Here is a 13,556-nt window from a genome sequence, read left to right as displayed (position 1 = left end):
TAAAGCTAAAAATATCTACACATTATCTTCCTGTACAAAATTCAGCACGGCATCGTCGACGGCCGAAGTTTTTCCCAGATCAGGGCAATTCACAAGCTCAACTTCGCATGTCTCCGCACAGACGTGCAGTTCAAAAAGAACCAGTTCATTACGACCTTTGCGCAGCAATGGACCGGGGATATATAGCGCCCTTTGCGGTCCTGCGTTCCAGTAGCGGCCCAGATTAAACCCGTTAATCCAGGCAACCCCTTTGTTCCATCCATCGAATCTTAGAAAGGTATCCCCTATTTCCTCCGCCTCGAAGCTGCCCCGGTAAAATCCAGGTAGATCCGAAGGTGTCGTAGCTTCCTGCTGCTCCACCGGAGGTTCCTTATACACAAGTAAATCTAGCGATCCAGATTCCAGTGGCAGTGTACGGATCGTCCAGTTATATTGCAGCTGGTTATCGATTCTAACCCCATCTAAGATCCCTTTAGGATCACGAATGAGCGGCCCATAATTGATCCGCCCCATATTCTCGACGAGAATATCCAGCTGCGCTCCCCCAGCAGGAATGGAAAGTTCAAGTGGCTGCGGATTCCAGCGTTCAATTACCCCAAGTACCTGTCCATCCAGGAAGACCTGCGCCCGATCACGCACGCCCTCGATGTAAAGCTTCTGCCTGGACCGTGGTCCCTGCACATAAGTGCTGTACAATATAAACCCATAAGATTGTCCTAGCTTTTCCATCGGCTGCACACACACACTATTCACCGGCTCGGATAACTTTGCCAAATTGGAAGTCAGTTCCGCTCTTTCCATCAAGGCAACTTTCCCGTAGGAAATCTTCGGAATCGGCTCAGGGAGCGGACAAGTCGGTGCAAATCCATGTTTGCCCAGTACCGACCGAACAGCTTCAAATTTCGCTGTCATATCTCCCCATTCCGTGAGCGGGGCATCATAATCATAGCTTGTAGTCGTCGGCTCGTAGGCGACGATATGATTCGCCCCATTAAAGAAGCCAAAATTGGTCCCTCCGTGGAACATGTACATATTGAGTGAGGAGCCGGGCGTCAGGATATCATCCAGAACGCCAGCTACATCTTCAGCATCGCGCACATGATGATCCTCCATCCAATGATCGAACCAGCCATTCCAATATTCCATCACCATCAGCGGCTCTTCAGATCGGTATTCCCGGTATTTGCGGAAGGATTCCTCTGCACAGGAGCCAAAATTGACTGTAGCATGCACATCTTCCAGTGTTCCGCCGAGCAACATTTCATCGGTTGGTCCGTCGGAGGTAAAGAGCAACACATCGACCCCTCTGCTGAGGAGTCCATTACGCATATATCTCAGGTAACTACTGTCATTGCCATAGCTGCCATATTCATTCTCTACCTGGACGGCCAGAATCGGCCCGCCATGTGTGGAGAGCAGAGGAACCAGCCGAGGAATCAGCTCATCGTAATACCTGTCCACTTTGCTTAAATAAAGAGGATCACAACAGCGAAGCTGAAGTTCACTGTAAGCCAGCAGCCAGGCCGGCAGACCTCCGAACTCCCATTCCGCACAGATGAATGGACTTGGTCTGACAATTACATGGAGCCCAAGCTCTCCGGCCAGTTCAATAAAAAAGACCACATCGGCCATGCCATCAAATACGAACTCCCCTTCTTTAGGTTCATGCATATTCCAGGCGATGTAGGTCTCCACGGTATTGAATCCGCAGGCTTTCAATTTCAGCAGCCGGTCCTTCCAGTATTCAGGCACAACCCGAAAATAATGAATGGCTCCCGATACGATCCGGTAAGGCTGTCCGTCCAGCAAATAGTGTCCATCGTTCCAAGTGAGTAGGCTCATACTCTACAACCTCCTTTTTCAACATCTATTCTATCGTTTCTCCACAGTGATAAACGGCAAGCCGTCTGATCTCGGCACTTGCGGAAGCTTCCATCACCCGCAGCCGTATTTTTTCTGCATATACTGGAGGGAAAGCGTCAATTTTCTTATGGCCAATCGCGCTACAGCGCTTTAACTCCAGCCACTCCCCATTGCTGTACGCTTCCAGTACATAGCTTTCCACCCGCTCTCCGTAAGCAATGTCCTCCATCATCTCGGCATGGTCAATCACAGCAGCCGCAGGCAGTTCCAGCTCAATAAGCTCTCCAGTGCCTGTCGTTACCGCCAGAGCCTCGCCGAATCTATGCTTAATCTCCTTACCGAATTCCAGCAGACGCTGCACATCGGCCTCCGGAAACAGCCCGCGGTTGTCAGGCGCCACATTGAGCAGCAAAGTCGCCCCATGCCCAACCGAACGATAATAAATGTCCATTAGCTGTTCTAGGGACAGCAGCAAATGCTCTTCCTCAGGATGCCAGAACCAACGGTCTTTACGGATAGGCACATCGCATTCCGCAGGCACCCACTTCGGTGTTCCGGGCAGCCAGTTTAGCGAAGCTTCACTGAACATGCTCCCCCTTGCGGTATTCGCAGTGTTCCAGCATGGATAAGGAGCAACCCCCTCCTCATTGCCAACCCAGCGAATCGTTGGTGCTCCCATATTAAACACCATAGCGCTTGGCTGATGGAGCTTAATCAGCTCCATAATCCGCCGCCAATCATAATTGCGTCCCTCTGATCCTGCACCGTCGAACCAAATCTCCGTAAGCGGACCATATCCCGTAAGTAATTCCTGCAATTGCAGGGCATAGAAATCATCGTACGCTTGCGGATCCGCATAACATGGCTCATGTCTGTCCCATGGAGACAAATAAATGCCAAAGCCGACCCCAAGTTCCCGGCAAGCTTCTGCGCACTCCTTAACGATATCGCCGCGTCCTTTTTTCCATGGACTGGAAGCCACAGAATAGGTGCTTGTCGCAGTCGGCCACAGGCAGAAGCCGTCATGATGCTTAGCCGTCAGTATAAAATAACGGAATCCAGCTTCTTTGGCTGTACTAACCCATTGGCGGGCATCCAGCTCAAGCGGATTAAAAACGGCAGGTGAATCGCCGCCTTCTCCCCACTCCTGATCGCAAAATGTATTGATACCAAAATGGCAGAACATCCCCAGCTCCAGGTCTTGCCAAGCCATCTGCTCTCTGGAAGGCAACGCTGCTTGCTCTTCGGACTTGTTCTTTGAAGAAATACTTTCCATCATTTTTATACTCTCCCATATATTTGTGTAGCCCAATGTATAAATAAGGCTTTGGAAAGCCGGTTGATGACCTTCCAAAGCCCCGTCCCCAACTTGGGATACCTCGCTTATTGCCTATTTATTTGATGACGCCTTTTTCATTGATGATTTTCGTTGCTTCATCAACCATCCATTGCTGCACTTTATCCACTGATTCATTGCCGAGCATAAATCTGCTGAACCCGTCATCGATAACTTTGGTCAACTCGGAAGTCGCCGTCGTCATCACCTGCGCACCGTCGAGGAACTGAATTCCGCTATCGAAGAGTGTATATTTGAGTGAATCCATATCATACATATCTTCTTTTCCAGCAACTAATTTAGTCAGTAGAGCCTCATTGTCAGCTTTTTTATAGCCGGAGAATTCCAGTCTGTTATCACTAACAGCCGTTGACATGAATCTCATCAGTTTAAAGGAAGCTTCTTTGTTCTTCGAAGTTGCACCCATCGCCAGCATGTTGCCGCTGGTGAAGTATTTGCCTTCATATTCTTTCGGTTCCGATCCTGCCGGAGGTACCGGAACCGGAGCAAAGGCTGTCTTAAATCCATGTGGGTACTGCTCTGTATTACCTGGGTCAGCAATCGTCCAGTTCCCTGCCAGAATCATAGCAGCTTCTTCATTGAAGAATTCAGTCCGGTAGTTGAGCTTTGCAGCAAGAGCATCCGCATAAGATTTTGCAGACTTATCAACCGACTCCATGTCTTTACGTAGCTGGAAGAAATATTTATAGGTTGGATCCGCGAAAATGGTTGTTCCATCATCATATACGAACGGATCTTTCATCATCGTTTGGGCTGGAGCATTCATGTATAGCTCCCAAGTGTGAAAGTATGTGCCGTAACGTTTGTCCACACCTTCGCCTTTAGTCAATTTTTTAGCATAGTCGCGGTAGTCATCCCATGTCCAGCCAAAAGTAGGGACAGGCAACCCCGCTTCATCCAGCGCGTCCTTGTTCAGCATCACATAGTTGCTGCTCTTAGTGTATTGCATCCCATAATATTTGCTATCGACCTTAGCGTTTACATAATATTCATCCTCAGGAACGAGGTTATCCTTCTCATAGAATTCATTCAGCGGGGCAAGCGCTCCCCGAGTCGCCCGTTCAAGCACACCGCCAAGGCTTGGTACCTGCACAACGTCAATCGCTTCGCCGGAAGAAATCAGGAAGTCAAGTTTCTTCAGCATTTCTACGGAATCCCCAGGAACGAGTGTCACATGCTCTACCTTGATGTCCGGGTTCTGATCCATAAATTCCTTCAGCATAGCATCGGTTCCTGCCGACTGCGCTTCATTGTCCCAGTTGTAATACTTGATGGCGACCTGCTTGTCCGCCTTAGCATTCCCTGCATTTGCACTTGCGTCAGCACTGCCATTCTCGGCCGTATTGCCGGAATTACCACAAGCGCTTAGCGTTAAGGAAACCGCTAGCATGGAGCCTAATACAACGGATAATCCTTTTTTGCTCTTTGTTTTCATTTTATTTCCCCCCGCACTGAATTTTAAGTATAGTGCCTTGTTCATTTCTTATTATAGGCACCTGCTATACAGGCCAAGTGCACAATTTTGCTGTTGTAGGATTACATTTTTGACTTTTCCCCATCTTTTGGTGCAGCTGCTTGATCAGCCCTTTACACCACCTAAGGAAATCCCGTTAATGACTTGCTTCTGTAAGGCAATGAACACAATGACCAGAGGGATGATCGCAGACACCGCTGCCGTCATCATAATCGCATAGTTGTTCGAATAATCGTCCCGGAACAGTGTCATACCGAGTGGGATAGTGTACAAATTCTTATTTAGTAAGAAGATCAGCGGATTCTGGTAATCATTCCAGGTCCAGATAAATTTGATGATCGCCACCGTAGCGAGCACCGGCTTGCAGAGCGGAATAATGATAGACCAGAATATCCGTAAATGGCCTGCACCGTCAATTCGCGCCGCTTCAATATATTCGTCGCTGACACCAATCATAAATTGCCGCAGCAGGAACGTGAAGTAGATGGAGAACATACTCATTAATATGATTGCAGCATGAGTATCATAAAGACCGAACCAGCGAATCAGCAGAAAGCGCGGAATCAGTGTGGCCTGGTCAGGTATAATCATGAACGACAGCAGCGCCAGAAATACCATATTTCGTCCTTTAAACTTGATTTTGGTCAAGGCGTACGCCGACATAGATGATATGATAAGTGTAATTAAGGTTGTAATAATCGCAACTTTAAAGGAATTTAAATAGAAATGAGAAAAAGGTACTCGTCCCATCCAAACCATCTTGAAATTATACGCTACATTGATCTTCTCGGGAATCCATTGGATCGGGAAGCGCATAACATCTTTCTCATATTTAAAGGCTGCGGAAATCATCCAGATCAGAGGAATAAGAAATACAATGGACAAAGCCCCCATGATGCAGGTAGTGATCACTCTGGACATATTTTTTCTAATCAGTTGCATGTTAATCTCCCCCCTTTATTCTTCATTTCTCATTTTCCAAGTAGCTGCGGTGATCAAGCCTATGACGGCGAATAGCAGCCAGGAAATTGCAGAAGCATAGCCCATGTTGTAGTATTTGAACCCTTCCTCATAGATCCTGAACACAAGCACGGTAGAAGAATTGTTCGGGCCGCCTTCGGTCAAAAAGGCGATGATGTCGAACACCTTAAACGAGCCGATCAGCATGGTTATAAGTAAGAAGAACGTGGTTGGACGCAGCATCGGAACCGTGATGGCAAAGAATTTTTTCAGTGCGCTGGCTCCGTCTATTTCTGCAGCCTCGTAGATTTCATCGGAAATATTCGTCAAGCCGGCCATATAGATAATAATGGTGTAACCCAGACTCGCCCAAGAACTGATAATGGCAATCGATAACAGCGAGGTCTTTGGATCCACCAGCCATTTTGGAGGGCTGGAAATTCCAAGCTCCATCAAGAACTGATTAATCGGTCCAAGGGATGGATGGAACAATGCGCTCCATACAGCGGCAATTGCAATAATCGAAGAAATATAAGGGATAAAGAAGGCAACTTTGAAATAATTTTTAAGAAATACACTATTTTGAATCAATGCCGCCAGCACCAAAGCAATCGCAATCGGTATCGGCACGGTCATAATCATATAAATAGCATTGTTCTTCAAAGCTTGAATGATGCTCGGATCATGGAACATTTTGATATAGTTATCCAATCCGATAAACTCGATCCCTTGAACCCCCGACAATAGATCCCATTTCGAGAAGCTTAAATAAAGTGAGAATCCAAGTGCAAATACATTAAGAAAAAGCATTCCGACAATTTCCGGAGCTAGAAACAGCCACCCGGTCAAAGCCTCTTTCCGCTGCGGAGTCCAGAACTTCCGCTTCTCCTGCAGAATTTTTGGCACAGGTTGTTTTGCAGCCTCCACGTTGTATCACCTCGACAATTTGATTTGTCATTATAGTAATATATCTGCCTTCCGCATGAAGGAGTGATTATGACCCGAGATGTGCAAGATTTTGACCTTTGTCCGCTGACAATAAAAAGACCGCCCGGGAGGGGCGGCGGCTCTGTTCAGAACGATAGGCATTAATCTTCTCAGCGTACCGAGTGTTTGGATTTATATTCGCTCGGCGTTGTTCCCACATATTTTTTAAACACTTTTGAAAAATAGGTTCTGTCCGAATATCCCAGACCAACGGCTAGCGATTCCAGGTTCTGGCTGGAGATTTTCAGCATTTTGGTCGCAACCTTCATCTTGTGCTGATGTACATAGTCCGTAAAGGTCAGACCTGTCATGCGTTTGAAATAACGCGAGAAATAGCTCGGGTCCAGAAAGAGATAACGTGCCATATCGATTGAAGTGATGTTATCGCCAAGATGCTGATCGATAAATTGCTGGATAAGCTGCAGCTTGGGCTCCTGCGGGGGAGTTCCCGCCACCTGCTGTTTGTTGCCTGTAATCTGCACAAGCTTTCTTTCCACCAGTTCCATCGTATCCTCCAGTGTGCGGGTTTGCACGAGATAGACGAACAGATCCTCATCGAATGTTAGGCTAGTGAACATCAGCTCGATCCCGCGGAGCATAAAGGATAAATCCCGGACGAAATCTCCCGGATGGATAGCCATAACTTTTGCAGTCCTAGCGATTTCCTGAAGAGTGCCACGGATGGCTTCAAGATCATTTTTAATCACGGCCCGTTCCATCTGCGGGATATAACTATCCAGAAATCCTTGAGGAGCAGGCTGGAAGCGAGGAGTAGCGATTTGCAGAGTATCCAGAACTGTGTAATCCGCACTCGCATAAAACTCGCACTTGTCCTGGACAATTTGCCGATGAATCTGTCCGATCGCCTGTAGCTCTATTTTCTCAGTGACTGCAATGATGCCCGGTTGAATCTTAAGGAGATGGGAGCACTCAGAACACAATCGCTGTAAATAATCATGAAAATAAAGACTGGCATTCTGCGCCAGATTCACACGGTAATTATACAGAATCACAATATTCTTCTGCTCCAAAAAAGGCGTAATCCCCTCACACGCTTCGGACAGCTCTAAGGCTATATTGTAAATGGCATATAAAATAAGTGGATACTCGCTCTGCTTGTACCTCTTCTCGAAACTGGAAAAGTGAATACTGACCGTGCCCAGCATGAACCACGGGTACGTCCAGGATATGCCGATTTGCGTCGCATAGGCTAACGTGGTTTCGGGCGGAGCGCCGCCAATCACCCTTTGCAGCAGATTCTGCCGGAATAGCTGGCTGTTGTAACCCGTCTCCCCATGCTTGATTAACCCGATCTTCGATTTAAGCAAGCGTACAGACTTGGCAAGGCTTTTCTCCAGTTGCTCGTCTGTAAGCTGGTCCTTGATTAAATAGTCATCCACCTTCAGCTTTACCGCTTGCTGAGCATAATGGAAATCCTCATGACAGGTCAGGAAAATAATTCTGACCTCCGGCTTCATCCGGGTAAAGTAATCGGCCAGCTCAATCCCGTTCTTTTGCGGCAAGCCTATATCCGTGATCACGATGTCGGGCTGCACTTCCTCAAACATTAATAACGCCTTGGCACTGGAATAGGTGCTGCCGACAATCTGCAAGCTATGTGCTTCCCAGTCAATCATCTGCTGAAGCACTTTGAGCATAGGAACATCATCATCTATGAGCATCACTTTATACATCAATATCCCTCTCTCTCGGGCAGATTAACCTGATGATTGCCTTGCGGCAAATACAGAGAAACGGACACCCCACCTTGCGGCAAATTATGAAGCGACAAGCGGGTATCCTGACCATAGGTCAGCCTCAGTCTTTGGACCACGTTAATTAAACCGACCCTTTGATAAGCTCCATCCTGTTCATCGTCCTTGTAGAGCAATCTGCGGTTCAGTCCTGCCAGAATTTCTGCCCCTGCTCCGCAGCCATTGTCTTCGACTTCAATCATAATCCCATCAGTAATCGTTCGGGCACGTACGACAATACGCGGTGCCGGGTGGTCAACTAGACCGTGAACGATCGCATTCTCTACGAGAGGCTGCAGAATAAGTTTAGGAACGATGAGCTTCTCTGTATCCGCTTCCAGATCGACCTCCAGTTCAAGAGGGATTTCGTTGCGGATCTTCATGATGTCGATATAATGGCCAAGCAGTCTGCATTCTTCCCGTAAGGTAGCCGGTTCATTGACCTTCAAATAGGCACGGAGAAGACTCATTAGCGAATCAATGATCCCGCTGTGCAGCTTATCTTTAGCCAAAATAAGACTACATTTGATCGAATTCAACGTGTTGATCAAAAAGTGGGGACGAATCTGCATAAACAGGGCCTCAAGTTCCATCACTCGCTTCTGTTCTTGCTCCAGCTCGATGTCGTGAATCAATCCTTGCAGTTGATCCAGCATAGTATTCAATGTCTGCCCCAGCTCAGCGATTTCATCCTTGCCCTTGACCTCCAGCCTGACATCAAGATTCCCCATTCCGAACTGGCGCACAACGCGCTGTAGCTTCATGATCGGACTATGCAATCTTTTGGCAATCAGCATGGAAGTGGCGGAAAAGACAATAAACAAGAGAAGCACTAAACCAATACCACTATAAAAAGTTCGCGAAATCTGGCCCGACCATTCTTTCTCTGAAGCTTCATAGACCAGCTCCCAATTGGATTTGTCGATGGCTCTGGCCGTACGCACGCTCCCTCTATCTGCCTTGCCTTCTGGGGCTAGCTCTGAGTTCCCTGCGATCAGACCTCCTCTGGAATCAAACAACGCCAGCTTGCCAAACTCAACCGGTCCGAGTAATTTATTGAAATAGGCATCAGGAATCGAGATGAGAAGCACGGACACCTGCTGTTTCTCCCGGCTATCATAGATTACTCTGGCAATATAGTAGCTGCTGCTTTTACCGGAACCGCTGTCGGCCATCCCAAGCCATTGCAAGGTCTCCGGTTCGTGAATATTGACACGTCCCATCAGCTTGTCCATGTTGGCATTAATCACGGATAAATTCTCAGTCCCAGAGGAGATCACAAAGTGTTTCCGGTTAACCAAATACATACGAATGTTATTATTTAGCGGCTTAGAGTTGATGAGCGAAAACACATCCTGAATTTGCGTAAAATGTACGTAATCCTGATAGGTGTTCAGTCGCCCGGTATCTGCAAAGACCTTCAGATTGGCGCGAAAATTGGTATCGTTTACAATAAAATGCGATGCAAATGTCACATCATCAATGGTCTTGTTTAGTTCGTCAATCATAACGTTCAGGAAGTTATCGTTGCTGAGCTGTAGCTTTTCTACCATCGTATCCCGAATAAGCACAAAGGAGATGATCGATACTGCAATCAGCGGGATAAAAATCAGCAAAAGAAATGATGCCTGGATACGTCTATAGTAAGTGAATTTGAACATGTTTTCTCCGCGCCTCTCTCATGCTCTTTTCTTTTATTCTATCAGCCCGTTATCCAGTATACATGCATTATCTGATTACCGTGACTTTCTTTCGACCGTTTGCGAAAACAATAAGCACTACTTCACCAAATATTTGTATATCTTCTACTACATAGGAATCCAAGTGACTGGATGGAAGCTTATGGCTGATCACGATAATATGCTCCTCATTCCTTTCAGGGAAGCTGATGCGGCATGCCTCCGCCTGTACAGCATCCACAGGTTCACCCGTATGGCGGTAAATCGGCACCTGTTCAACCTGTGGACAGAATGGCTCACCGGAAGGCTGCGGGTACAGCATCTGCATCATCGATACCGTTCCTTTTCCCGTTCGGGAATAAACGGCATGCTGATTGGGTTCCAGCAGATTGTATTCGCGGGAGATTACCCCGTCATCAATCTTGCCCTGAAGTCCTTTAACATTAACGGGAATGATGCTAAGATTGGCTTCCCTATCTTTTGTTGTACGGCAAATGAATGTCTCGTCTTCCATCTGAACCGCTCCGGGTGCAAAATGAAAATGCTGGGAAAACGTATGCTCCTGACGGCAGCTAAAGCTGTCGACCAGAAGCCAGTAATAAGGCTTGATGAATATGATCCTCCTTAGCAGGTGTACCGGATCATCCAAATGAAGGTAGCCATCATGGCTGCCTTCAACATAATCAAAATCCGGATTGCTGATCCATTTGCTGCCTGTCGGCTTCGCAATTTGGGAGAAGGACCATGTATCCGTGATTTCAGTGAATCCAATTCCGTCAACAGTAGTCGTATTATGGGCAGCGCTTTCTTTTAACGCTTTTCTGAGTGGTGTGTGATCACTATAGTTGTATCTGCCCAGGTCGGTAAGCATATCCCGCCCAAAGGCATGCAGATCGAAATGTAGCAAATCCGCGTGACCATGTCCACCCCCAAGCGGCCCGCAGTGGAAATATAGATACAAGTCCTGCTCGTCCCAACCCGTTCGCATCACATAATGACCGGAATGTGCGAAAGAGCGCGACAAGTAAGGCGGTTCCTCCGCAATCAGCTGCTCGTAGCCTTCAACTCCACTCGTTCCGAACAACCAGGCATTGTCATAATCCATATGATCGTATCCGCCAAAGCGGAGCACAGAATCTTGAAACAACCAACCTGCATAAGTCAAAATCGAACGGACATCGCTATCATCGCTATCCCCGAGCATCGGCTGCCGATGATTCGGTTTGGCCCAATACAAGGAAGCGGCGGCCATTTGATGAACTTTTTGTTGAAGTTCAGCCTGTAGCTCCAGTCCATTCATGCGAGCCAAGCGGATGCAGTCGAGAAAACATACCAGAACCTCATGATGATAGGTGGGCGATTGCTCCCAATGGATACCGTCTGCCATGACCTGGATTCTAGCCGTTTCCCCCAATCTTTCCTCACCGAGCCGTCGCCAAATCTTAGCCCTTGTGAACTCAGGGAAGTAGAGCGCGGTTTGGAATAAGCCACAAGTCTCCAGAACTCCCCAATTGCTGATATTCTTCCAGCCCGTAAACGATAAAGACAAATATTCGCTGTGTTCATGAAGGGATATCATCACTTTCGCCAGAAGCGTCGGTGTAAGCAGCGGGCTATCCTGTATATAGGACAGCGCTTTGATCCAGTTCGCACAGCGAAGACCCGCTTCAATGGTGCGCCAAGTCAACGTATCATTCGTAGGCATGTCTGGAACAGGATTACGGTCCATCCAATCTTCAAGCTGACAACAAAATGTTCTCGCATACTCCTCATTACCTGTTATCGCATACGCTTGTCCTAATGCCACCCAGTAGCGGTGGCGATTCAGCATATAAGCCCATTCTACATCCTTATCGGGAATATAACGCCAGTCAATTTCTTCCTCAAAAGTGACCGGAATGCGGCTGCGTTCCATATCCCAGGGAAACCGAAAAAGAAACGTCTGCTCCATAACTTCATCCGCCGTCTTCATTACGACTTCCAGCTCTTCTGCGCAATATCGCTGTATATAATCGATATGCTGCTGTTTCTGACTGTCCTCTGCCCGCCAGCTCGGCATGCTCCGACTAGTCAAATAACGATGCAATTCAGTTAGCGCATCTTCCTGCCGTGCTTGGCTGAGCGCATCCTTCACGGGCGCTAAAGCAGGTAACTCAAGGTCGAGTAGCGTAAAGACAGCATAGGGAGAGGTTGATCGGCCATCAGCGTTCATACCAGTACCCCCTGGTGCCTTTTTGCAGCCGCAGCAACGCTTCGAGGTAGAAATAATCTCCCCAGATCATGAAATCATCCGGAGACAGACCGCCGCGCACATGGTAAGAGCCGTGCTTCAGCAGCCCCTCCGCGTCTTCACCGATCGTGGAATAGTTCTGCACAAGTGAAGTCATCGACTGTATTAATCCTTGATGAAAATAAGCCCGTTCGGGATCTTCCTCCTCCATTAGCTCCAGCAGTTCCTGCAGTCCAGCCGCAACAATTGCAGAGGCCGAGCTATCCCGGTACGTATCCGCAGACACTGGAGCATTAAAGTCCCAGTAAGCGACATGATCCTCTGGTAAATGTTCTAAAAAATAACGGGCCATCCGCTTGGACGTTTCCAAATACAACGGATCCTTAGTATAGCGATAAGATAATGCAAAACCGTAGACGCCCCAGGCCTGCCCTCGCGTCCAAGTCGATCCGTTAGTATAACCCTGGTGTGTAGCGCCGCCAATCGGCTCTCCAGTCTTCTGGTCGAAGAAAAACGTATGGTAGGAGCTGTCATCTCCCCGCACCAGATAACGTTTCGTTTTATCCGCCTGCATGACCGCCACCTGACGGTATAGTGAATCACCAGTTTGTTGTTCCGCCCAGTACAAAAGGGGTAGATTCAACAGACAATCAATAATGATGCGTCCACCTTCCTTGGCATCTCCCACAGGTCCCCAAGCCTGAATATAACCGCCGCCTGTCCGCCAGCGCTTCAGTAGTAAATCAGCCGCTTGCAGTGTCAACTGACGTGCGGATTCGTCTTTATCAATCATCCACTGGGCCTTGGAGGATAATGAATACAAAAAACCGATGTCGTGATGATCAAGCACCGTCTTTGCCGAGAAACGGCGCCGGAAATCCTCTACGGTATGAGATGCCGCAATACGAAAGCTGTCATCCTGCGTATATTCATAGCACAACCACAACATGCCGCTCCAGAATCCATTGGTCCAATCATCGTTGTTATTAAGCTGGTAAGTTCCATTGATGCTGACATGAGGGAATCTGCCCCCAAATCGGTCAATGTTCTTACGTACCTTCTCTATTGCATCTTCAATCGCACTGCTCCACATAAGCTCCTTGCTCCCTTCGGGCTCTTCGTTTCTTATGTTTCATGATAAGGAGAGTGAACAGGATCTAATAGGGGCGATTTTTGCTTTGATGTGCATTATTTTGACTTTTGTACGAAGTAAAGTGATACAGGTTCGCTTTCCAATCCTAGGCATCAAATC

At 47.7% G+C, this 13,556-nt stretch carries 9 protein-coding genes; all 9 read right to left on the bottom strand.

Features of this window, described 5'->3' with window-relative positions:
• Nucleotides 1-15 precede the first annotated feature (15 nt).
• A complete protein-coding gene (locus CA600_RS17055; protein ID WP_094871604.1) occupies nucleotides 16-1,842 on the bottom strand; it encodes a glycoside hydrolase family 35 protein in 1,827 nt (608 codons plus the stop codon).
• A gap of 25 nt (nucleotides 1,843-1,867) precedes the next feature.
• Complete coding sequence (locus CA600_RS17050) at nucleotides 1,868-3,142, bottom strand: alpha-L-fucosidase (RefSeq protein WP_256989888.1); 1,275 nt, start codon at nucleotides 3,140-3,142, stop codon at nucleotides 1,868-1,870.
• Between the two features lie 115 nt (nucleotides 3,143-3,257).
• Complete coding sequence (locus tag CA600_RS17045; protein WP_094871603.1) at nucleotides 3,258-4,655, bottom strand: ABC transporter substrate-binding protein; 1,398 nt, start codon at nucleotides 4,653-4,655, stop codon at nucleotides 3,258-3,260.
• Nucleotides 4,656-4,799: 144 nt separating this feature from the next.
• Entirely contained in the window at nucleotides 4,800-5,636 is an 837-nt protein-coding gene (locus CA600_RS17040; protein WP_042186014.1) for a carbohydrate ABC transporter permease, read from the bottom strand.
• A gap of 15 nt (nucleotides 5,637-5,651) precedes the next feature.
• Nucleotides 5,652-6,581, bottom strand: a complete 930-nt coding sequence (locus CA600_RS17035; protein WP_042125419.1) for a carbohydrate ABC transporter permease — start codon at nucleotides 6,579-6,581, stop codon at nucleotides 5,652-5,654.
• Between the two features lie 170 nt (nucleotides 6,582-6,751).
• Nucleotides 6,752-8,335: a response regulator transcription factor gene (locus CA600_RS17030; protein WP_094871601.1), complete on the bottom strand. Its 1,584-nt coding sequence runs from the start codon at nucleotides 8,333-8,335 to the stop codon at nucleotides 6,752-6,754.
• Nucleotides 8,335-10,056, bottom strand: a complete 1,722-nt coding sequence (locus CA600_RS17025) for a sensor histidine kinase (RefSeq protein WP_094871600.1) — start codon at nucleotides 10,054-10,056, stop codon at nucleotides 8,335-8,337. The genes CA600_RS17030 and CA600_RS17025 overlap by 1 nt, the downstream gene beginning before the upstream one ends.
• Before the next feature lie 67 nt (nucleotides 10,057-10,123).
• The gene (locus CA600_RS17020) at nucleotides 10,124-12,286 is read right to left on the bottom strand and encodes an alginate lyase family protein (protein WP_094871598.1); all 2,163 of its coding nucleotides are present in this window, start codon (nucleotides 12,284-12,286) and stop codon (nucleotides 10,124-10,126) included.
• On the bottom strand, nucleotides 12,276-13,397 hold the full coding sequence (locus CA600_RS17015; RefSeq protein ID WP_094871596.1) for a glycoside hydrolase family 88 protein: 1,122 nt from the start codon (nucleotides 13,395-13,397) through the stop codon (nucleotides 12,276-12,278). The genes CA600_RS17020 and CA600_RS17015 overlap by 11 nt, the downstream gene beginning before the upstream one ends.
• Nucleotides 13,398-13,556: the final 159 nt, after the last annotated feature.

Source organism: Paenibacillus sp. VTT E-133280 (assembly GCF_002264385.1).
In the GTDB taxonomy this organism is placed as follows: Bacteria; Bacillota; Bacilli; order Paenibacillales; family Paenibacillaceae; genus Paenibacillus_AQ; species Paenibacillus_AQ nitricinens.
This window is presented reverse-complemented; position numbering and strand designations above follow the sequence as displayed.